We start from the raw sequence: 20,808 nt of genomic DNA on the forward strand, positions 1-20,808 counted from the left end.
TGTTTCTTTAGGCTTCTGCAAAGATCTCTGCCAATCTTCCTTTCTCCGGAAGACTTTCCTGGATCTCAACTTTTATTTCATGAGATTCAAGGTCTTTGCATTTTTTGATGTAAGGAATTAAGTCAAACTTGCCTTTTCCTTTACTTTTTATCGAAGGCGAATAATAGGCTTCTTCAATATTCTCTGCTTTCACATAATTGTTGAAAGTTCTTTGAAAACTTCCCGTGAAAATATCACAGACAATTTTGTTGATTAAATGAGGATATTTATTCTTGATGATTCCAAACGCATCGCAAAACTCCTGTGGTCTCAGCTTGTTGAAAATCGTACTTTTTGTATTAAACAAAAGATCTCTGATGGAATCTCCTGTATCATATCCCGAAACCAAAAGAATATTGTATTGATTTTGGTCTTCCGAAGCATCTTTCTCTTTAAGCACTTTCTTTAAAATATTCAAAGACTCAAGAGAATAATCTGTGGCTATTAAAATCGTTTTGGTCATATTTTTAAGATTTAGGTTCGTAATTATCTTTTTCGATGATACAAAACTAAAATGACCAAATTAAAAGCCTCTTTGAATGGAATTAAAATATGATTAAAGAGATTAAAATGAGATTAGAAAATTGTTAAAGGGCGTTAACATTGAGGACTAGAAGTACTTTATTAGAATTAGATATTTCGACAGGCTCAGCATGGCATCGCTAAAAATATTCTGTTCAGTAAAAACGGTTAGTATTGGAGATATGTCATGCTGAGTTTGTCGAAGCATCTAATTAATCCAACTTTTCTTCCGTCTGCATACTATAAAAATTAGGAAAACGCAACTGCACCGTCGTTCCCTGATTTTCCTGCGAACTCACGATCAGTTCGCCGTGGTGCATTCTCACGATATTTCTTGCCAACGGAAGCCCGATTCCGTATCCTTCGTAGTTTTTGGTATTAGAAGCTCGGAAAAACGGATCGTAAATTTTATTCATTTCCTCTTCAGGAATTCCGATCCCGTTGTCTTTGATGATGATGTAAACATCTGTGTCTGTAGCTCCTAAAGAAACTTTAACCTGTTGAAAATTAGAATATTTACAACCATTCTGAATAATGTTCGTCACCGCAAGATGAAGCAATTGTTCATTCCCTTGAACTTTCAGTTTTTTTGGATTATCAGGTAACATACTTATGTCCAGATAAATATTATTTCTTGAATCAATTCTTCGCAAAGTTTCAATTACATCCCAAAGAAGCTGATCGATTCGAACTTTATCCATTTTTTGGATTTTTCCATCGAAACCGGTTTGAGCAATCATCAACAAAGCTTTGATTTTTTTATCTAGTTTTTCGGCTTCGTTGAGGATTATTTCTAAAGTTTCCTTGTATTCGGAGCTGGTTCTACTGATAGAAAGTGCAACATCGGCTTCCCCCATGATTGATGTTAAAGGTGTTCTCAATTCATGCGAAACATTCCCAATTAAATGATTTTGAGTTTCAAAAGATGTTTCGATTCGGTTGAGCATATCGTTAAAGGTATCAACCAATTCGTTTAATTCTTTATTATCTAACTGAGGCTCAAGACGTAAATGAAGATTCTCAGAGCTAATTTCCTTTACTTTTCCTGTAATTTTTAAAATAGGACGGAATAAGGTTTTAGACAAATAAAAAGAGAAAATCATACTAAAAAACAATGAAAGTACGATACAGGTTATCAAAGTTCGCTTCAAAAAGCCTAAATAATAAACTACATAATGATTTTTGGCGGAAGCTATTGCGATGTAATTTTTTTCATCATGTTTAAATGTTTGCCCGATATAGTAAAACTCTTTATCATTATAATTGGCTTCTCCATTTTTTACAATATTCTTAAAAAAATAATCCGGAATATGGACTTCCTGCGAAATTTTTTTATAATTGGAATCCGTCGGAATTGCAAAAACATAATCGCGCTCCATGGGAAGCTCTTCGTCGTTTAGGCTGTTTAAGATATAATTTTCGGGAAGGTCGAGATCATCTTTACTTTTTTCAATCTGAACAATCGTTGTAGTTCGAATTTTTAATAATTCATAAAATCTTTGATGTGAAAAGTTGACAATAGAGAAATAAACCAATCCACTGAATAGTAATATGATGGCAGTAAAAACCAACATCAAAAGCACCATCGTTTTGGTCTGATTTGTAACAACTTTATTAAACATTTATTAAGATTTTTTCAATACATAACCCATTCCTATTACCGTATGAATCAGCTTATTATCTTCCTGATTATCTAGCTTTTTTCTTAAATAATTCACATAAACATCTACAACATTGGTTCCCAGCTCATAATTTACTCCCCAAACCGCCTCCAAAACTTCTGTTCTGGAGATCACTTTTTCAGGATTATTCAAAAAATACATTAATAATTTATACTCTGTTGAAGTAAGGGAAATTTCTTCGCCTCCCCGCGTCACTTTCTTTGTATAATCATTTAAAATTAAATCTGAAAACTGATAAATATGTTCGTGATCAACTTCCGGCTCAGCAATTTCAGGAGTGTTTCCGTTATTACTTCTTCTCAGCAGAGACTTGACACGAGCCACTAACTCTATGAATTTAAATGGCTTAACCAAATAATCATCTCCTCCGCTTTCCAATCCAAGAACAATATTTTCAGAAGTTCCCAATGCCGTTAAAAACAAAATCGGAACGTGCTGATTAGTCTTTCTGATCTCTTTGCAGACATCGAGACCATTCATTTCCGGCAGCATAATATCCAAAATCACCAAATCAAAATCATTGGATTTTACCAACTGAGCCCCAGTACGCCCGTCAAAAGCTACAGAAACCTCATATCCATTTTCCTGAAGTCCCTTTTTGATAAAGGACACTACGCTGGTTTCGTCTTCGATTAAGATAATTTTTTTCATTGAGATAAGGAATTAGACAAAAATAGAAAATTTATTTGGGAGTGAGAGAGGGAAGCTAGAAGCATGGTGATAGAAGTTTAATTCTGATTAAATTTTAACCAAAAAAAGCACCCTGAAAAAAATCAGCGTGCCTTCTCTTTAACAAAATTGAAATATCTAAAAATTGAGTTCCAGCAGCATCTTCGTATCTGCTCTCTCATACGGAGAATCGATCACCGGAATATGCTGAAAACCTAACTTTTCGTATAATCTGATCGCAGGAACAAGCACAGAATTTGTTTCTAGGAAAACTTCTTTTGCATTTAAGTTTTTCGCTTTTTTAATTAATTCCTGACCGATTAAATAACCAATCTTTTTTCCCTGCGCTTTCGGACTTACCGCCATTTTTGCGAGTTCAAAAACCAACGGTTCATCAGAAGTTTTTATTAAAGCACAAGTCCCTACCACTTCGTTATTTAAAAGAGCAAAAACAATGTACCCGCCTTTATTAATGATGTAATCTTCAGGATTATCAAGCATTTTGTAGTCGCTTGCTTCCATTTTAAAAAATTTACTGATCCATTCTTCATTTAAATCCCGGAAGTCCTGCTGATATTTTGAATCATAATCAACAATTTTCACTTCATTATTATTATCGTTCATCCCTTTATATTTAAATTAAAGTCTATTTTTTATCATTTTACCTAATTTCTCAAGATCACTTTCAACGCGGTCTGTCCATTCTAAGGCATAATTCAAACGCATACAATTCTGATACTGATTGTATTGAGAAAACATTCTTCCTGGCGCAAAATTGATTTTCTTACTAAATGCTTCATCATACAAATCTTCAGTACAAATTCGCTTATCCAATTCCAGCCAGAGCATAAATCCGCCTTTTGGCTCAGAAATTTTTGTGTTGTCAGGAAAATAACTCGCTACCGATTTTTGAATCTGATGATAATTCGCATATAATTTATTTCTGAACATTCTCAAATGATGATCGTAACGTCCATATTCCAAGAAATCAGCAATTACATCTGAATATAAAGACGGACTGCAGACCGTTTGCACCAATTTCTGGCGAATAATCTTATCTTTAAATTTTCCCGGTGCAACCCAACCAACACGATATCCCGGAGCTAAAACTTTCGTCACAGATCCAATCCACATTACCAATCCGGCTTCATCATAATATTTGCATGGTTTTGGCCTTTCCGCGCCAAAATAAACGTTCCCGTAGATGTCATCTTCAATCAGAGGAACATTGTATTCTGTAATTAATCTTACTAATTCCTTCTTATTTTCATCGGGCATTTGAAATCCGAGAGGATTATTAAAATTCGTCACAAAACAACAAGCCGATAGCTTTGGAAGAACTTTTTTCAATTCATCCAAGTCAATTCCAAGAATCGGATGAGTGGGAATTTCCACTGCCTTTAATCCCAACAATTCAATCGCCTGTAAAATCCCAAAATAAACCGGACTTTCCACCGCCACCGAATCTCCGGGTTTTGTAACCGCCATCAAGCAATTATAAACAGCATTCATTGCTCCTGATGTGATTACCAAATCATCTTCTGTAATTTTTCCTTCTAAAACCAAGGCCCATTTTGCAATCTCGCGACGCAAATGTTCGCTTCCCTGAACAGGTTCGTAATCTGTTCCGCTGTCATTTTTTCTTTTGATGACATTGTTGATGCTTTTCTTCAATTTTGCCAAAGGAAGAAAACTTTCACCCGGAATTCCCAACGCAAATTGAGTGATATCTTTTCCGGAAATTGTTCCAAAAACCTTATCGATAAGATCTTCAGGAGATTTCTGAACTGCCGCTTCCTTGATTTTTGCAATCGAAGGAAGGGCCAATTTTCGTTGTGAAGTCTGGCTTACAAAATATCCGTATTTAGGGCGAGATTCTACTAAAGAACGGCTTTCCAGCTCCATGTAAGCCTGTTTTACGGTATTTAAACTTACATTATAAAGCTTTTGGGCACTTCGCAGTGAAGGCAACCTGTCTCCAAATTGTAATGTATCGCTTTGAATCTGCTCCGTCACAGATTTTGCAATTTTTAAGTATAAAACATCTTTAGACATAAAAAGATTCGTGTTTTAAGTAAAGTACAATGAGCATAAATCATCAGACATTCAATCCATTAATCAATTCTTGAATGCTACTTTTCAACTGTTCAGGATTTCTAAAGTCTTCCGAAGTATTCCTTTTAAAATAATTATTTGCTTTGATCTTAAAATCTTCTTTTTCATTCAATTTTAAATCTGAAATTTCATAAATCTCAAAACCAATTTGATTATTTTGATCGATGATAAGACTTGCAAATGCTTCCATCTTACTATCTTTTTTAATTACAAGAAAAGGAATTCCGAAGCTTTCATTGATCTTGTCTAATCCGAATCTCTGAAGAAAAAGGTTTTTCAGTTCGAAAATATCTGATACATATACTTCAGCATAGTGAAGCCGATTCTGATGTTGAAGAGTCGTTTCCATAATACTTGCTTTACTTCAGCAAAGTTATAGAGTATTATTATTTAGGTACAGATACAGAAGTTTGTATTTTTATGGGTACAGATTTTAATTTTTAAAATAAAATTATGTTTAACTATTAAAAAATTTAAACATATAAAATGTAATTCTAACCTTTAGACTGATTTCAGATAAATAATTAAAAAAAATTCATTGAAAAAAGGAATACTAGCTTTGAAAAGTTATAAAAACAAAAAACCCTCCGTAATCAAATTACAGAGGGTTTTAGTACCCCAGGCGGGACTTGAACCCGCACGCCAAAAGAGGCACAGGATTTTAAGTCCTGCGTGTCTACCAGTTCCACCACCAGGGCATGGTGTGGAGCGAAAAACGGGATTCGAACCCGCGACCCCAACCTTGGCAAGGTTGTGCTCTACCAGCTGAGCTATTTTCGCATACTGTGCGGATGAAGGGACTCGAACCCCCACGCCTCTCGGCACCAGATCCTAAGTCTGGCGTGGCTACCAATTACACCACATCCGCGTCGTTTATTAATGAAAACTCAATTTTAAAGAACTTGTTTCGTTTTCTCGTTTTCAGTGGTGCAAAGATAGGATAAATTATTTTACCTCCAAACTTTTCACCAAAAAAAATTAAAATTTTTACATTTTTTTTTCTCGTAGCCTTTATTACGATTCATTTTCTTACTTTTACATCGTTAATTAATATGATATGGAATTACAAGGAACGGTAAAGAAAATATTTGATGCTCAGACTTTTGCGAGCGGCTTCCAAAAGAGAGAAATGGTAATTTTGACGCAGGAGCAGTATCCACAGCCGATAAACATAGAATTTTTGTCTGATAAGATCAGTTTATTGGATAATTTGAAAGAAGGCGAGAATGTAAAGGTCGGAATCAACATCAGAGGAAGAGAATGGGTTTCTCCTCAAGGAGAAACAAAATACTTCAATTCTATTACAGGATGGAGAGTAGAAAAAGTTTTTGATAATGCTGCAGAGCCTACACAAGCTGCACCTTCTCAGTCTGCATCTCCGGTTTCTAATGAGAATCCGTTTGCAAATGACGACGATGATGATTTACCTTTTTAATTAAAAATATTTAAATCAAATATAAAATCCTGCTTTCTTAAGTGGGATTTTTTTTCCTTAAAAAATGGTTCGATTAGACGAAAACGAAATTTCATTCCCTGATCCTGAAATTTATGACGGACATGAAGGAATTGTTGCCTTTGGTGGAGATCTTTCGATAGAACGAATTTGGTTTGCGTATCAGCTGGGAATCTTTCCGTGGTATAATCCGGGGGAAGAAATTCTATGGTGGTGTCCTGATCCAAGATTTGTACTGTTTCCGGATGAATTGAAGGTTTCAAAATCGATGAGAAAAATCTTAAATCGAGAAATCTTCACCTTCTCCGAGAACCAAAATTTTAAAGAAGTTATTAAAAACTGTCAGCAAACAAGCAGAAAAGGGCAAACCGGAACGTGGCTATCGGATGAACTGATGGAAACTTTCATTAAACTTCATGAATATGGTTTGGCAAGAAGTATTGAAGTCTGGCAAAATGGAGAATTGGTTGGCGGATTTTACGGACTTCAAATTGGGAATGTTTTCTGTGGCGAGAGTATGTTTGCGAAAGTGAGCAACGCTTCAAAAGCAGGATTTATTCACTTTGTTGAAACCCATAAAAACGATATTGAATTAATTGACTGTCAATCTCATACAGACCACTTAGAAAGCCTTGGTGCTAGAATGATTCCTAAGATGGAATTTTTAAAAATTTTACACAAAAACAATGAACGCAGATAAAGAAAAATGGATTCTTTTGATCGTCCTTAGTATTATTTGGGGATCATCTTTTATTTTAATTAAAAAATCACTGGAGCATTTCAGTCCGTATCAGGTCGGAGCTTTGAGAGTTCTGATTGCCGGAATTATTTTATTGCCAATTGCCATTTCGAAATATAAATTATTTCCGAAAAAACATTTAAAATGGTTAATTTTAGCTGCATTTACAGGAAATTTTATTCCTATGTTTTTATTTCCGATTGCAGAAACAGAAGTGAGCAGCAGCATTGCCGGAATTATCAACTCGATGATGCCGATTTTTGTGATTATTGTTGGTGCTTTAATTTGGAAATTTGAAACCACAAAACAGCAGATTGTAGGAACTTTAATCAGTTTTGCCGGAGTTTGTTTGCTCGCTTTTGGAGGAGACGGAGAAGGTGGAAAATTTAAATTAATTCCAATTTTATTACTGTTATTGGCAACGTTCTGCTATGCCTTAAGTACAACGACTGTAAAATCTAAATTGATGGAAGTTTCATCAACTGTTTTATCGGCTTTTGTTTTTTCATTTGTTTTATTTTTTCCTTCATTGATTGCTTTAAGCTTTACAGGATTCTTCACAACTTTTAGTTTTAATGAAAATAATTTAACAGGATTAATGTTCGTTAGTTTATTATCCATATTCGGAACCGGACTGGCAATGATGATGAATTATCGATTGCTAAAAGTCTCTTCTCCCCTATTTGCATCCACAGTTACTTTATTGATGCCGATCGTGGCTATTATTTGGGGATTTCTGGATGGCGAAAAACTGTCTGTTTTACAATTTGTAGGTGCTGGAATTATTATCGCTGGATTAATCTTTCTGAGAACAAAACCAAATGTTATAAAAAAATAAATCCTGCATTTCTGCAGGATTTTTATTTGATTTAAACTTTATTTAAATTTTTAAAGAAAAACATTTAATTGTAAACTTAAGACTTCCATCCTCTATCTTCCAACTAATAATTAATTTTTCTTTTTCACTTTAGCTTTCACCTTTTTCACCTCATCTTTAATGAAAGGATATTTTTTTTGCATATCCGTGGCTAAAGAAGGGTCTAATTCCAAAGCTTTCTTAAGCGATTCGATGCCTTTTTCCTGATCTTTTAGATTAAAATAACAGTTGCTTAGCTGATAATACAATTCTGCTCTGTTGTGGGCTTTTAAAGCTCTGTTTAAGATCGTAACCGCCTCTTCATACTCGCCCAAAAGCATCAATACTTCTGAATATGCATACCAATTGTAAAATCTTGAAGGCTCAGCATCTACCAATTTCTTCAGACAAGAAAGGCTTTCTTCAAATTTGCCGGAATCTATGAATAAAAATGCTAATCTTTTTTGATAATCAAGATTATTTTCATTCAAATGAGTTGCTTCTCTTGCAAAATGTAAAGCCTCGGACATTCCGCCCATTTCTTCGTAAAGATAAGACTGTTCCATCATCGCCAAATAAAACTGAGGATCTTCTCTCAATGATTTTTGAAATGAATTTAAAGCCACAATTGGTTGTTTTAAAGCCTTATAGCAAAGTCCGATTTTATAGAACGTAAACGCTTTTGTATATTCCAACTCGAGCATTTCTTCGTAGACCTCGATTGCTTTTTTGTACTGTCCTAAAGCTTCATAACAAGCCGCTTTATTGGCATACACTCCAACAGAATTTGAATTGATTGCCAATAAATAATCGTAACCTTTTATCGCTTCTTCGAAATTTTTTCTGTTGAAATAAAATTGTCCGTATTCAAACCAAGCGGTTTCGGAATAGGCAAATTCATCCAAATATTCATTTAAGAAGGCAATTGCCTCATCGCTCTTATTTAGATCTGCAAAGCAAACCATACAGTTTTCCAAAGAATATTCATCTGTTGGATCTTCTTTAAGGGCTTTTCTGTAGTGTTTAAGAGCGTTAAAAGGATCTCCAAGATTCACATATTCATCCGCAATAAAGTTGTGAAGGAAATTTTCTTCCTCACCCAATGTTAAAGCTTTTTTGCAAATTTCTATAGCTCTTTTAGGATTTCCTAGGTTCGAATAATACTTCGCATAACAAACCAAAAAGTCTGTGTGTTCCATAGAAGAACCCTTCAACTCGTCGATAAGCTCTTTTGCTGTATTATAATCTTCCCATTCAAGAAGAATTTCAAGTCTTTTGATCTTGATATCTAAAGAATTGGGATGAAGTTTCAGACCATAATTTACCGCTGTGTCTGCGTAATTAAAGTCTCCCAACTCCAAATAATAAATAATAATGTCTTCCAACTCTTCTGTATCAAAGTAAAATTCATCATTATTTTCCATCATTTCTTCGAACTTTTTTACAAGTTCATTTCCAAAATACTCTTCCAATACCGTTATCCTTAGTCAGCCAATGTTTGAATATGCTTACAAACCTCGACAAACTTTTTTAAATTAATATTACTTCTGAAATTTAATATTCAAAATGTATGCAAAGTTGCGAATTTTTTTTGACATTCATTTTCGTAAATTTCTATCTTAAAGATAGTGAAAAGAACATTATAATCAAAGAATTGTGGATAAAAAAAGAGGAGTTATTGTTAAGTTAACACTATCACTCGCTTTTTGTTTGAAATTTTGCTTTTCCAAACCCTTTTGATATCTTCAGGGTTAATGGTTTCTGTATCAATTTTTAAATTTCCGTTAACGGATAAATTTTTTAAGATTTTTTTAAAAAAAAGAACGAGACAAAAAGCCTCGTTCCCTGTATTTTTTATTAAATCAAACTTTTGATTTTCGCGATGATATCGTCTCCTAATTTATCCGCTTCTTCCTGAGATTTAGCTTCTGTATAAATTCTGATAATCGGTTCTGTATTTGATTTTCTTAGGTGAACCCAGTTGTTTTCGAAATCAATTTTCACTCCGTCAACCGTAGAAACTTCCTCGTTCTGATATTCTTTTTCCATTTTAGACAAAATATCATCTACGTTGATTTCCGGCGTTAATTCGATCTTCTTTTTACCCATGAAATAACTTGGATAACCAGCTCTCAATTCAGAAACTGTTTTATTTTCTTTTGCTAAATGAGTTAAAAACAAAGCAATACCTACCAAAGAATCTCTTCCGTAATGTAAATCAGGATAGATTATTCCTCCGTTTCCTTCGCCTCCGATTACCGCATCTTTTTCTTTCATTAAAGTGACTACATTCACCTCTCCTACTGCACTTGCAAAATATTCTGAATTATGAGCATGTGCAACATCTCTCAACGCACGGCTGGAAGAAAGGTTGGAAATCGCAACACCATTTTTATTTTTCAATAAATAATCTGCAACAGCAACCAAAGTGTATTCTTCCCCAAACATTTCGCCTTTTTCGTCGATTAAAGCTAATCTGTCAACGTCCGGATCAACAACAACTCCAAGATCTGCACCTTCTTTTTTCACCAACTCACAAATATCTCCTAAATGTTCTTTTAATGGTTCAGGATTGTGTGGAAAATGACCGGTTGGCTCACAATATAATTTTACAGTTTCGCAACCTAATTTATCCAAAAGCATAGGAATTGCGATACCTCCTGTAGAATTTACTGCATCTAAAACTACTTTAAAATTTTTCGCTTTAATGGCTTCTGTATCCACCATCGGCAAATCTAAAATCTGCTGAATATGAATATCAAAAGCATCGTCTCTTGTTTCGTATTTTCCTAAATCATCAACCTCAGCATAGTTGAAATCTTCACTTTCAGCCAAAGCCAAAACTTCTGCTCCGTTCTCTCCTGTGATGAATTCTCCTTTTTCGTTTAATAATTTCAGTGCGTTCCATTGTTTTGGATTGTGAGAAGCAGTAAGGATAATTCCGCCATCTGCTTTCAATTCGGGAACCATGATTTCAACGGTAGGTGTCGTTGAAAGTCCTAAGTCAACCACATTAATTCCAAGACCTTGCAAAGTTGCAGTCACCAAAGAAGAAACCATTTGACCAGAAATTCTGGCATCTCTTCCGATGATAAGCGTTAAATCTTTTTTATTTTTATTGTTCTGAAGCCAGGTTCCAAATGCTGAAGCAAATTTTACCACATCAAGCGGTGTTAAGTTATCGTTTACTTTTCCACCGATTGTTCCTCGGATTCCTGAAATACTTTTTATTAATGACATTAATTATGTTTTTATTTATACATTCCTAGTGAAACCATTTTGCCGATATCGGGAAAATGGTTTTTAAATTTTGTTCAAAAATACAAATAAAACGTGGGAGTTGTTGTCGAAAAATATTGATGAGATTATTTTATTTTCAGCCCTTGTCATCCTGTAGGGATCTACGGCATAGTATTAGAAAAATTATGGAAAGATTCGTGTCTAGATTCCTACGGAAGGACAAACTGTATGGATATTTCCAAATGCTTAAATATACGACTATCTAGCCCCGATTGCAACAACATCCTTTTTGGTCACGGCTTCCGCTTCGCTCCAGCCGTGACCAAAAAGATACAGCACTTCGACACGCTCAGTGGAAATTCCAAGCGGGAAATAACTCCTAAAAAATATTAATTAAAATTTAAGAACATCCGCAATCCTTATCACAATTTGTTCTTTTTGAGCTAAATTTTTTCGGTGCAAAATTCTTTCTCAAGATTTTAAACAAAGAGTAACATGCGAATGCAACGACCAATAGAACGATTACGTACTGTAAAATTAATGAAGAACCCATTATTTTAATATTTGATAAGCTAACATCGACACAAAATATGCCAAACCTGTCATCATAACGACCTGAAAAGCTGTCCATTTCCAGCTTTTGGTTTCTCTGTAGACCACTGCAAGTGTAGAAACACACTGCATTGCAAATGCGTAAAATAAAAGCACTGAAACGCCCGTTGCAAAACTAAAAACTTTTTCGCCGTTCGGTTTTACGTCCCGTCTCATTTTATCGATTACTTTTACTTCAGGAGCATCATCTTCAAGGCTGTATAATGTCGACATCGTTCCTACGAAAACTTCTCTCGCCACAAAACTCGTCAGAATTCCGACACCCATTTTCCAGTCGTAACCAAGTGGAGCGATGATTGGTTCGATTCCTTTACCCATTTTAGCCAAGTAAGAATGATCCAAATGAACATCTGTCGCCACGAACTGATCCGGCTTTTGCTTTGGACCAAAATAACTCAAAAACCAAATGATGATGCTTACAATGAAAATAATTTTTCCAGCACCCGTAATGAAATCCCAAACTTTTCCCAAAACCATTTTAAAATCGTACATGAAAAGTGGTTTTTTGTATGTCGGCAGATCCATTACCAAATAAGTTTTACCTTTATTTTTAATGAATTTATTAAGAATTGCAGCAGAAAGTAACGCTACGGCAAAGCCCAGCAAATACATTCCCATCAAGACCAAAGCCTTGTAATTTATTCCTAAAAAAGTTTTATCTGAAATTATTAAACCAATAATGATGCTGTAAACAGGAAGCCTTGCGGAACACGTCATGAAAGGAGTTACCAAAATGGTTAGTAATCTTTCTTTTAAGTTTTCAATATTTCTTGTTGAAATTACGGCCGGAATTGCACACGCTGTTCCCGAAACTAAGGGAACGATGCTTTTTCCATTTAATCCAAATGGTCGGAGAAGCCTATCCATAAGAAAAACGACTCTTGCCATATATCCCGAATCTTCCAATAAATACAAGAAATATAATAAGATTCCAATTTGAGGAGCGAAGACGATAATTCCTCCCAAACCGGGAATAATCCCGTTTGAAACTAATGAATTTATAGGTCCTTCCGGTAAATGTTCAGATGAGAAAGCAGTTAGCCATGCGAAGAAATCATCGATCCAGTTCATTGGATATTCTGCCAGAAAGAATACACTTTGGAAAATGATTAGTAGAATCGCCATGAAGACCACATATCCCCAGAATTTATGAACGAGAACTTTATCTAATTTCTCAGTTAATAATTCTTTGAACTGCGGTTTTTTAGTAATGACATTCGATAAAATTTTATCAACATTCTGATATCTTCTTACCGTTTCCTGAACCTGTAATCTTTTCGGAACCAAACTTTTAGAGTCTGGTTCGTTCATTTGCTCAACAATAGAGCTGATTCTGCCTAAATCTGTTCCCAATGATAGACTTAGCCATGCTTTATATTCGTTGTTGATGCCTTTGTGAGCCGCAACTTTATGAATGAAATCTTTATGTTCGTTGGGCGTTTCGAAGGATTGTTTTTCAGATGTTACGAAATGGTTTTTTAAAACAGCTTCTTTGATATCATCAATTCCAATCTGCTCTTTGGCGTTGGTCTGAATAATGGTAATGCCTAAAGATTCTGAGAACTTTTCCATATCAATAGAAATTCCTCTTCTTTTTGCCTGATCGATCTGATTTACAACCAAAATCATTGGAACGCCCAGATCCTGAATCTGTTGAAATAAAAGAAGTCCTCTTTTTAAACTTAATGCTTCCAGGATATAAATAACTCCGGCATAGTCTTTCTGGTTTTCCATCAGAAACTTAGAAAAAATAGCTTCGTCCTCGGAACTTGGATATATACTGTACGAACCCGGCAAATCGATGATCTCGACGTCCTCATCCTTGTATGTGTAATTTCCAGAATGACTTGCTACGGTAACTCCTGCATAATTTCCGGTTTTCTGCTTCTTATCTGTACAAAGCGCATTAAAAACCGTCGATTTTCCAACATTTGGATTTCCGACTAAAAGTACCTGTTTTTTCTTGTTTTCCTGCATTAATTCAATTCTTCAACAATAATAAAATCTCCCTCTTCTTCACGAAGAGCGATACGGCTTTTTTCATCCCCAAATTCCACATACATTGGTCCGCTGAAAGGCGCCTGATATAAAATTCTAAATGAAGTTTCCGGAAGAAGCCCCATTTCGATGATTTTATTAGGCATTTTAAGACTTTCATTATCATACCCCAAAATCTTTCCCATTCTGTTTTTGGGAAATCCGCTCAACTTATGCAAACCTTTCTCTTTCAAAACCAAATTTTTGTGTCTGCAAATATACGTTATTTAAATTTAATCTAAATAACAGATTGGGGTAAAAAAAATCAACCCAAATGCGTTAATACATTTGGGTTGATTTGAATATAATTTAGTTGATATGAATGTCTGTCTTAGTTTTCTTTTCCGACCTTTTCTACTTTTCCGACTTTAAGCTTTTGGTAAGGGGGTTCGATTGGGTTGTCGTTTGCATTGAAGAAATCTTTATACATTTTTTCCTGTTTTTTCAGCATATCGCCAATGGTTCCATCCATTCCGGGAATTGTTTTAGACAACATTTCCTGATTCATCATGGGTCTTACTGTCGCAAAAGGATCTTTCTTGAACTCTGTAAATGTTTTTTCGAATTTTTCTCTTGGCATTTCCGTCACCTTCAAATTCATATTTGAAATTTTTTCTGCATAAGATAATTCTTCCCAATTCGTCACTTTTTTGTTTCCCTGAAGAACCCAAGAATAGTTTTTTCCTTCATCTTCAATCTTCACGATCAATCCCGGAAGTCCTGAGAATTTGTACGGTCCGTCCTGGAAAGGAAGCTCTGTCGTAAACCAAGCTACCCATTTTTTTCCTCCAAAATCTACCGTTGCTTTCTGAGCATTATAAGCACCTATTTTTGCTTTATCGTTTGAGATTTTCCAGTCGAATTTTTCTGTTTCGCTGTATGCGATTCCTGCAGGGGTGAATCCGCTTGAGATTCTTTCGATATACTGCAGCTTCATATCCGGATAATGCTTCACGATTTTTTCCGAAAACTTCGGCATTCTGATCGATTTTGACAAATCTTTAAAAGCACCTGATTTCTGCATTGCTTCAATCTGAACTTTCATAATAGAATCCTGCCCGATCATGGTATAATCTCTGTAAACCGATCTGTCTTTTACAATATCCAGAACAGTCATTACTTTTTCAGTTTTTACAGAATCTTTTTTTGGTTTGAACGTTAATTCATAAAAAAATCGGTTCGCTGTTTCCTTCGAATCATTATCCTGAGCGCTTACAAAAGCGAAAAGAGCGATAAAGAATATTGAAAATAGTTTTTTCATTGTTTTTTGAATGTTTATTGTAATTAGTTAGTAGTTTCTAACTTTTGTTACAAATTTTTTGAAATTATTTTTTACTTTTCTATTATTCAAGATCCTATAATGAAAAAACCAACCTCAATGAGATTGGTTTTTGTTTTATTTAAAGTTGAACTTTACGGTGAACATAACTTGGCTAGGGCGAAGTTGAATTCTTGTGTAAGTTGTCGATCCAAACTGACCATCTAAATTATATGTTTCGAATACTCTTCGGTTAGCAATATTCATCCATTTTAATTCAAAATCAATTTTCTTTTTAGCCCACGTGAACTGGTAAGATACATCATAGAAAGGATTATTATATTTATTTAGTCCATTAACTGTGTTTACCTGATCCCAATTAAACCCTATTGTATGATTTTCAATTGGATAAAAGAACACTGCTAAATTATGATTATATCCTTTATATGTTCCCAATGAACCTCCACGGCTGTCTTGTTTCGTTCTTGAAAGACTCATATTATAGTCTAAGCTCATCCAGCTGAAATAGGTGTTATTAAATTTAAAACCATACGTCTGAGCGTTGTTTTTATTTTTAAACTCTACATCTCCTTCAATTGGATCAGATAAAAATGCATCTGAAATTGAAGTTGTATTTCCATAGCTAACTGATGCGTTTGTTTTAAACTTTGGAAAATATTTACCTACCTCAACACTTAATCTATTATTTTTTGAATGATTTTCTTGATCTTTATACTGCATTAAAGTAAATCCTGTCGACGGATCCAAAATAGGAGCTCCTAAAAGGTTTCTTTTGCTGTCACTCAATGAGTAGTTTACGTTAAAGAATAGATTATTTAATGGATTTCTATATTCAATTCTTGCTCCTCCACTTGAAGTAGTCGTTTGTGGAATTGGGTTTTTAGGATCCATTACATTAAATCCTGTGGGAGACAATAACATATATCCTGCATAAGCAGTCTGAATATCTCCAAAATTATTACTGATATTTCCGTTCACACTAGCTTTCCAGAAAGATGCAAATGTATACTGAGCAAAAATGTTTGGAGTAAATGTTGTTTTATTCAATGATTTTGAAACACCTCTTAAATCATCATCCGCTTTAATATTGTTGAAATTTACCGGAAAGTTTGCAAATAAACTCCAGTTTTCAGATTTATAGTTAACTCCTAACGATGCGTTTGGATTAATTTCTGTAAATCTTAAATTGTTTTCATAAGCAGGACTATTAAAGTCTGGTTGAATATCCTGTGGATTTGCTTGAACTGCCAATCCATCAAAATTCGTATTTAATCTGTCTGATGAAAAATCAAATCCAACCTGTGGGGTGAATGTCCATCCTTTTGTAGAGAAACTAATATTTGCTGAATGAGAAGTATCTAAAGTTTTCAATCTGAACCTTTGTTCTGCAATTGATCCCGGAGCAAAGTTGATTCTACCAATTGAATCTGCGCTTACTTTAAAAGGAATTTGCATATATGTAGCAGGAGTTACCTGCAAAGTTTGATTATCATCCTGATAACTGATATATGATTTAAAATTTACCATTTTTTCTTTCCAAGGAATAATAGTACTTAGTGAGTTTTGGAAAGATGAAGTTGGCGATTGCACAGATTCTTTACCTATTCTCCCTTCTCTTTCTACATAACCTCTGTCCCCATTCCAGAATTGGCTAAAACTTGTTGTATTTTTAAAGAAACCCTTTTTAGCATTTTTAGTGAAAATTAGTTCTCCCTTTATTTTATCTGTATAAAAATTATTTCTTATACTGTTAATAATTTTCGAGCCGTTTTGGTAAGTCGTTTCTTTATATTCTTCTCTTTCTACAGCATTATTTGTGTAGTTAGCATTCGCCTTTAATTCCCATTCTTTTTTCTTATCAATATTTGTAAGATAATTTGCAGAAAGATAATGAACATTATTCATCAAATATCTTTTTACAGGAGTATTTGGTGTTCCCGCAGTTTCAACGCTCAGCCAGTCATTCTGTGCCGCATTTATTCTTCTACCTTCCCATCCGCTTCCAAATGCCAAAATATTTCCTTCGTTTTCCACCTGCTCTCCCATGTTATTTGTCTTGTAATTGACTACCCACTGACTTTTCTGTCCAAAAAACATAGGCGTTAATTTTACATTCCAAAGCCATGGATCTCCAAAACCTGTTCCCACTTCTCCACGACCCGTAATTGTTACAGAGTTTTTTAATTTAATATTGATGGCTGCCTGATCAGAAGGCACTTTATCCTGTAATATTTTTACAGGCTGGTGATTTTCCAAAACTTCAACTTTTTGTACAGCATCTTTTGGAAGCGAGTTGTTGATCGTTCCGTAACCTCCTTCCATTAAGTCTTTTCCGTTGACATAAAATTTATTGATGGCATTTCCCTGATAAAGAATCGTTCCGTCTGTATTTACTTCAATTCCTGGGATTTTCTTCATTACATCAGCTAGTGTTCTGTCGCTTTTGCTGTCAAAAGCTTTCAAATCATACGCAATGGTATCACCCCTTGAGGTAATCATCTTTGTTTTAAGCTGAACCTCTTTAATTTCAGTGGCTTCAGACTCCATTTTAAAACTTAAAGTCTGATCACTATTGCTTATTTGTTTTGTTAAAGGTCTTTGATTGAATGCCTTCACTTTCAGATCTACATTAGATTCTGCAGAAGTGAACGTTACTTTATATTCTCCTTTAGAATTTGTAATTCCGTAAGCCAGAATTGCGTCCTTTCCCGGCTCCTCGACAGTTACGCTTGCACTAGGAATCGCAACTCCGTCTTCATCCGTGATTTTTCCGGATACCGTCTTTTGTGCAAAAGAAAGGACTGCGAAAAAAATCATCAAGAATAAAGAAATTTTCTTTTTCATAATTTATTATTTGCCTAATTAGTTAAAGGTTATAGCTTTTTGTTACACATCAATAAAGATTGGTTTTACTACAAAAAGTTAAAAGTTTATTTTATCACTACAAACATAGTTATATTTTTTGAGTTTTAATTTTTTTTATCTTTTGAAAATTGTAAAAACATTCTAAGATTTTGTTTTAATACTTTTTTATTTGAACTTATTTTGATTTTATAAAGAATTTTAAAAACACAAAACAAATATTAACATATACATTTTCAAGTTTTTATAAATTTTGAATTTCAAATATTTTTTTATCTTCGAATCAGAATGAATTTTTATTCAATCAATTTGTGTTTTTGCCCTGTAAATTCTTTTTGCAGGGTATTTTCTTTTGCGTAAATTGAAATATTTTATGAGTAAGCATTTTTTCATTTTTTATTTAGAATAAATAGCTAAAAATGATTTGAATCATAGATTAAAATAAACTTAAATTCTTCACTATATTTTTTTATTTAATAATTTTGTAACATTAAATTTCAAGAAATGGGAATCAATTTAAAGCCTATAGATATTGTTGATGATATTACACAAGAAGAATTCATTGAAAAATATCTAAAGCCAAGAAGGCCTGTTGTGATAAAAAACATGGCGAGAAAATGGCCTGCTTATCAAAAATGGACAATGGAATACATGAAGGAAGTAGTTGGTGATGTGGAAGTTCCGTTATACGACAGTTCAAAGGCCGATCCTGCTGCTCCCATCAACACTCCTACCGCAAAAATGAAATTTGCAGATTATATAGACCTTATCCAAAGAGAGCCTACCGATCTTAGAATTTTCTTTTTTGATCCAATAAAACAGGCAAAAAAGCTATTGGAGGATTATATTTCTCCCAAAGAATTGATGGGTGGATTTTTAGATAAATATCCTTCAATGTTCTTCGGAGGTAAGGGTTCTGTTACTTTTCTTCACTTTGATATCGATTTAGCTCACATTTTTCATACGCATTTTAATGGAAGAAAACATGTTATCTTGTTCGAAAACAAATGGAGAGAAAGACTTTATCAGATTCCATATGCAACATATGCGTTAGAGGATTATGATATCGAAAATCCTGATTTTGAGAAGTTTCCTGCATTGAATGGAATTGAAGGGATTGATTGTTATCTGGAGCACGGCGACACATTGTTTATGCCAACCGGTTGGTGGCACTGGATGAAATATCTGGACGGAAGTTTCTCTATTTCTCTAAGAGCATGGGACAAATCTTGGGCAGTGAAAGCACACTCTTTATGGAATCTTACGGTTCAGCGTAAATTCGATGATATCATGAAGAAAAATTTCAAGAAGAAATACATGGACTGGAAAGAAAAAATAGCCATCAAACGAGCAGAAATTGCTTTGAAAAGAGGCTTACCAAAATAAGATAAAAGGCGTTTCTGTTTGAAGCGTCTTTTTTTTGTCTGTTTAATTTTTTTTCGGGAAAGAAAAAACCCTCAGCAAAAGCTGAAGGTTTAATCAAAGTATTAATATTTATAGTGAATTGGTGTTTTTTAATGCTCTTAGATTTAAAAAATATTCCCAAATTACTTTGGGAATATTTGGTGTCCCTTATTATGTTTAACTTTTAATAGTTGCCGATAAGTATTCAAGCACTATGCCAAGAATAAGTTTTTTTTAATTTTTTTTTAAGATTTTTTAAAAATTTATTTTAGATACCACAATTTAATTTTTGCCCTGAAAATGGTATACTTTTAGATTAAATGTTTTTACACACACCAAAAAAAATATTACATATGAATTCATTTTCACAATCTGACAACTCCCATTTCAACAGGGAAATCGAAAGACAAAAAGCACTAAAAGCTTTGGAAAAAGCAAAAAGCATTAAAAGAAAAGTTGTTTTTCTGCCACAGGGAGCAACAGGAAATCTAAATTACATAGTTTAGATTCACAACTAAAAATAAGCTGCAATTTGTAGCTTATTTTTTTATTTAATTAAAAGTTTAAAAGAAGTTCCTCCATATTTCTCGTAATCTCGTTGCAGGAAAAGCAGGCTTCATTTCCGTCTTGAAAAAACCAGCGGCATTGCGAACGAATCGGACAAAATGATAATTCTCTATTTTGATGTAGATCTAAATTCTGAACCTTTTTGGATAAAGAACATTTTAATTCATCATGATTCCATTGGGCACAACCTTTTTCAACACATTTTCCCGTAAAACGGAATCTTTGTTCGAGGTTTTCGTTTTGTTCAATGAAATCTTCTGTAACGGTAAGAGGCGTAATAAATTGCACCTTTCCATCTTTGTTGACCACTCCAAAAAGCTGTGCCCCAACTTTTCCAACATAACTGGGACACATCTTCTTTGAAGAATTAAAACTAGCCTCCATACCCTCTTATTTGAGCCTGGATGTCTATAATTTGCTTATTGAAATCAACGCCCGGTTTGAAAATAATGATTCCCCAAGGAAACCAATCTTTCACTTTGAGCGGTCTTACCAATTCTTTGAAATTTCTGTGCGCTCCAAAAGCCTGAGTATTATCTACTTTCGAAAGCTCGGCAAGAACTACACTCTGAATTCCTCTGTCGATGTTTTTTAGCTGCTCGTCTGTAAGGTCTACGCCTTCCAATGAAACGAAAAATTGCTTTTTAGTTGCCATAAATGTTAGTTTTTATTGGTTTTAGTAAAGCAAATTTCGTCTGATAAAAATTAAATTCCATCAGTAAAAACAACAAT

Annotated in this window: 19 protein-coding genes and 3 tRNA genes; 5 read left to right on the forward strand and 17 right to left on the reverse strand. The window is 34.1% G+C overall.

What is annotated here, in order from left to right; translation table 11 throughout:
- Positions 1-7: 7 nt before the first annotated feature.
- From ACKX2A_RS11245 to ACKX2A_RS11285, 9 genes are all read right to left on the reverse strand, one after another.
- On the reverse strand, positions 8-502 hold the full coding sequence (locus ACKX2A_RS11245; protein ID WP_415324660.1) for a hypothetical protein: 495 nt from the start codon (positions 500-502) through the stop codon (positions 8-10).
- Between the two features lie 271 nt (positions 503-773).
- Positions 774-2,183: an ATP-binding protein gene (locus tag ACKX2A_RS11250; RefSeq protein ID WP_415324661.1), complete on the reverse strand. Its 1,410-nt coding sequence runs from the start codon at positions 2,181-2,183 to the stop codon at positions 774-776.
- A gap of 3 nt (positions 2,184-2,186) precedes the next feature.
- Entirely contained in the window at positions 2,187-2,894 is a 708-nt protein-coding gene (locus tag ACKX2A_RS11255) for a response regulator transcription factor (RefSeq protein WP_415324662.1), read from the reverse strand.
- Between the two features lie 156 nt (positions 2,895-3,050).
- The gene (locus ACKX2A_RS11260; RefSeq protein WP_415324663.1) at positions 3,051-3,536 is read right to left on the reverse strand and encodes a GNAT family N-acetyltransferase; all 486 of its coding nucleotides are present in this window, start codon (positions 3,534-3,536) and stop codon (positions 3,051-3,053) included.
- Between the two features lie 15 nt (positions 3,537-3,551).
- Positions 3,552-4,967: a PLP-dependent aminotransferase family protein gene (locus tag ACKX2A_RS11265; RefSeq protein WP_415324665.1), complete on the reverse strand. Its 1,416-nt coding sequence runs from the start codon at positions 4,965-4,967 to the stop codon at positions 3,552-3,554.
- A 43-nt stretch (positions 4,968-5,010) separates the two neighbouring features.
- Entirely contained in the window at positions 5,011-5,376 is a 366-nt protein-coding gene (locus ACKX2A_RS11270) for a hypothetical protein (RefSeq protein WP_415324666.1), read from the reverse strand.
- 265 nt (positions 5,377-5,641) lie between these two features.
- Positions 5,642-5,725 (reverse strand) — tRNA-Leu (locus ACKX2A_RS11275).
- 6 nt (positions 5,726-5,731) lie between these two features.
- Positions 5,732-5,807, reverse strand: a tRNA-Gly gene (locus ACKX2A_RS11280).
- Positions 5,808-5,813: 6 nt separating this feature from the next.
- Positions 5,814-5,895 (reverse strand) — tRNA-Leu (locus ACKX2A_RS11285).
- A gap of 189 nt (positions 5,896-6,084) precedes the next feature.
- Here ACKX2A_RS11285 and ACKX2A_RS11290 point away from each other — a divergent pair.
- The 3 genes from ACKX2A_RS11290 to ACKX2A_RS11300 all read left to right on the forward strand — a co-directional run bounded on the left by ACKX2A_RS11290 (position 6,085) and on the right by ACKX2A_RS11300 (position 8,057).
- Entirely contained in the window at positions 6,085-6,462 is a 378-nt protein-coding gene (locus ACKX2A_RS11290) for a DUF3127 domain-containing protein (RefSeq protein WP_415324668.1), read from the forward strand.
- A 64-nt stretch (positions 6,463-6,526) separates the two neighbouring features.
- Positions 6,527-7,180 (forward strand): leucyl/phenylalanyl-tRNA--protein transferase, encoded by a 654-nt coding sequence (aat, locus tag ACKX2A_RS11295; protein ID WP_415324670.1) that lies wholly within the window; start codon positions 6,527-6,529, stop codon positions 7,178-7,180.
- Entirely contained in the window at positions 7,167-8,057 is an 891-nt protein-coding gene (locus ACKX2A_RS11300) for a DMT family transporter (protein ID WP_415324671.1), read from the forward strand. Before aat ends, ACKX2A_RS11300 begins: the two co-directional genes overlap by 14 nt.
- A 110-nt stretch (positions 8,058-8,167) precedes the next feature.
- Here ACKX2A_RS11300 and ACKX2A_RS11305 read toward each other — a convergent pair whose 3' ends face one another.
- The 6 genes from ACKX2A_RS11305 to ACKX2A_RS11330 all read right to left on the reverse strand — a co-directional run bounded on the left by ACKX2A_RS11305 (position 8,168) and on the right by ACKX2A_RS11330 (position 18,087).
- A complete protein-coding gene (locus tag ACKX2A_RS11305) occupies positions 8,168-9,547 on the reverse strand; it encodes a tetratricopeptide repeat protein (RefSeq protein WP_415324673.1) in 1,380 nt (459 codons plus the stop codon).
- 385 nt (positions 9,548-9,932) lie between these two features.
- Positions 9,933-11,315: a phosphoglucosamine mutase gene (glmM, locus tag ACKX2A_RS11310; protein ID WP_415324674.1), complete on the reverse strand. Its 1,383-nt coding sequence runs from the start codon at positions 11,313-11,315 to the stop codon at positions 9,933-9,935.
- 552 nt (positions 11,316-11,867) lie between these two features.
- Positions 11,868-13,904 carry a ferrous iron transport protein B gene (feoB, locus tag ACKX2A_RS11315; RefSeq protein WP_415324676.1) on the reverse strand — a complete coding sequence of 679 codons (2,037 nt, stop codon included), beginning with the start codon at positions 13,902-13,904 and terminating at the stop codon, positions 11,868-11,870.
- On the reverse strand, positions 13,904-14,110 hold the full coding sequence (locus ACKX2A_RS11320; RefSeq protein ID WP_415329461.1) for a FeoA family protein: 207 nt from the start codon (positions 14,108-14,110) through the stop codon (positions 13,904-13,906). Before ACKX2A_RS11320 ends, feoB begins: the two co-directional genes overlap by 1 nt.
- A gap of 185 nt (positions 14,111-14,295) precedes the next feature.
- Positions 14,296-15,225, reverse strand: a complete 930-nt coding sequence (locus tag ACKX2A_RS11325) for a GLPGLI family protein (protein WP_415324678.1) — start codon at positions 15,223-15,225, stop codon at positions 14,296-14,298.
- A 135-nt stretch (positions 15,226-15,360) separates the two neighbouring features.
- Complete coding sequence (locus ACKX2A_RS11330) at positions 15,361-18,087, reverse strand: hypothetical protein (protein ID WP_415324680.1); 2,727 nt, start codon at positions 18,085-18,087, stop codon at positions 15,361-15,363.
- 522 nt (positions 18,088-18,609) lie between these two features.
- Here ACKX2A_RS11330 and ACKX2A_RS11335 point away from each other — a divergent pair.
- Together ACKX2A_RS11335 and ACKX2A_RS11340 are read left to right on the forward strand one after the other, a co-directional pair.
- Entirely contained in the window at positions 18,610-19,491 is an 882-nt protein-coding gene (locus ACKX2A_RS11335) for a cupin-like domain-containing protein (RefSeq protein ID WP_415324681.1), read from the forward strand.
- A gap of 371 nt (positions 19,492-19,862) precedes the next feature.
- Positions 19,863-20,015, forward strand: coding sequence for a hypothetical protein (locus ACKX2A_RS11340; protein WP_415324683.1), 153 nt, complete (start codon positions 19,863-19,865; stop codon positions 20,013-20,015).
- Positions 20,016-20,064: 49 nt separating this feature from the next.
- Here ACKX2A_RS11340 and ACKX2A_RS11345 read toward each other — a convergent pair whose 3' ends face one another.
- Entirely contained in the window at positions 20,065-20,460 is a 396-nt protein-coding gene (locus tag ACKX2A_RS11345) for a hypothetical protein (protein ID WP_415324685.1), read from the reverse strand.
- On the reverse strand, positions 20,450-20,731 hold the full coding sequence (locus ACKX2A_RS11350; RefSeq protein WP_415324687.1) for a hypothetical protein: 282 nt from the start codon (positions 20,729-20,731) through the stop codon (positions 20,450-20,452). Before ACKX2A_RS11350 ends, ACKX2A_RS11345 begins: the two co-directional genes overlap by 11 nt.
- Between the last annotated feature and the right edge of the window lie 77 nt (positions 20,732-20,808).

Source organism: Chryseobacterium sp. MMS23-Vi53, assembly GCF_047651245.1.
GTDB lineage: Bacteria > Bacteroidota > Bacteroidia > Flavobacteriales > Weeksellaceae > Chryseobacterium.

Excerpts from the sequence above, each read along its gene's own strand:
- ACKX2A_RS11245 (WP_415324660.1), bottom strand. The coding sequence starts at position 502 with ATGACCAAAACGATTTTAATAGCCACAGATTATTCTCTTGAGTCTTTG.
- ACKX2A_RS11250 (WP_415324661.1), bottom strand. The coding sequence starts at position 2,183 with ATGTTTAATAAAGTTGTTACAAATCAGACCAAAACGATGGTGCTTTTG.
- ACKX2A_RS11255 (WP_415324662.1), bottom strand. The coding sequence starts at position 2,894 with ATGAAAAAAATTATCTTAATCGAAGACGAAACCAGCGTAGTGTCCTTT.
- ACKX2A_RS11260 (WP_415324663.1), bottom strand. The coding sequence starts at position 3,536 with ATGAACGATAATAATAATGAAGTGAAAATTGTTGATTATGATTCAAAA.
- ACKX2A_RS11265 (WP_415324665.1), bottom strand. The coding sequence starts at position 4,967 with ATGTCTAAAGATGTTTTATACTTAAAAATTGCAAAATCTGTGACGGAG.
- ACKX2A_RS11270 (WP_415324666.1), bottom strand. The coding sequence starts at position 5,376 with ATGGAAACGACTCTTCAACATCAGAATCGGCTTCACTATGCTGAAGTA.
- ACKX2A_RS11290 (WP_415324668.1), top strand. The coding sequence starts at position 6,085 with ATGGAATTACAAGGAACGGTAAAGAAAATATTTGATGCTCAGACTTTT.
- aat (WP_415324670.1), top strand. The coding sequence starts at position 6,527 with ATGGTTCGATTAGACGAAAACGAAATTTCATTCCCTGATCCTGAAATT.
- ACKX2A_RS11300 (WP_415324671.1), top strand. The coding sequence starts at position 7,167 with ATGAACGCAGATAAAGAAAAATGGATTCTTTTGATCGTCCTTAGTATT.
- glmM (WP_415324674.1), bottom strand. The coding sequence starts at position 11,315 with ATGTCATTAATAAAAAGTATTTCAGGAATCCGAGGAACAATCGGTGGA.
- feoB (WP_415324676.1), bottom strand. The coding sequence starts at position 13,904 with ATGCAGGAAAACAAGAAAAAACAGGTACTTTTAGTCGGAAATCCAAAT.
- ACKX2A_RS11320 (WP_415329461.1), bottom strand. The coding sequence starts at position 14,110 with ATGGGAAAGATTTTGGGGTATGATAATGAAAGTCTTAAAATGCCTAAT.
- ACKX2A_RS11325 (WP_415324678.1), bottom strand. The coding sequence starts at position 15,225 with ATGAAAAAACTATTTTCAATATTCTTTATCGCTCTTTTCGCTTTTGTA.
- ACKX2A_RS11330 (WP_415324680.1), bottom strand. The coding sequence starts at position 18,087 with ATGAAAAAGAAAATTTCTTTATTCTTGATGATTTTTTTCGCAGTCCTT.
- ACKX2A_RS11335 (WP_415324681.1), top strand. The coding sequence starts at position 18,610 with ATGGGAATCAATTTAAAGCCTATAGATATTGTTGATGATATTACACAA.
- ACKX2A_RS11340 (WP_415324683.1), top strand. The coding sequence starts at position 19,863 with ATGAATTCATTTTCACAATCTGACAACTCCCATTTCAACAGGGAAATC.
- ACKX2A_RS11345 (WP_415324685.1), bottom strand. The coding sequence starts at position 20,460 with ATGGAGGCTAGTTTTAATTCTTCAAAGAAGATGTGTCCCAGTTATGTT.
- ACKX2A_RS11350 (WP_415324687.1), bottom strand. The coding sequence starts at position 20,731 with ATGGCAACTAAAAAGCAATTTTTCGTTTCATTGGAAGGCGTAGACCTT.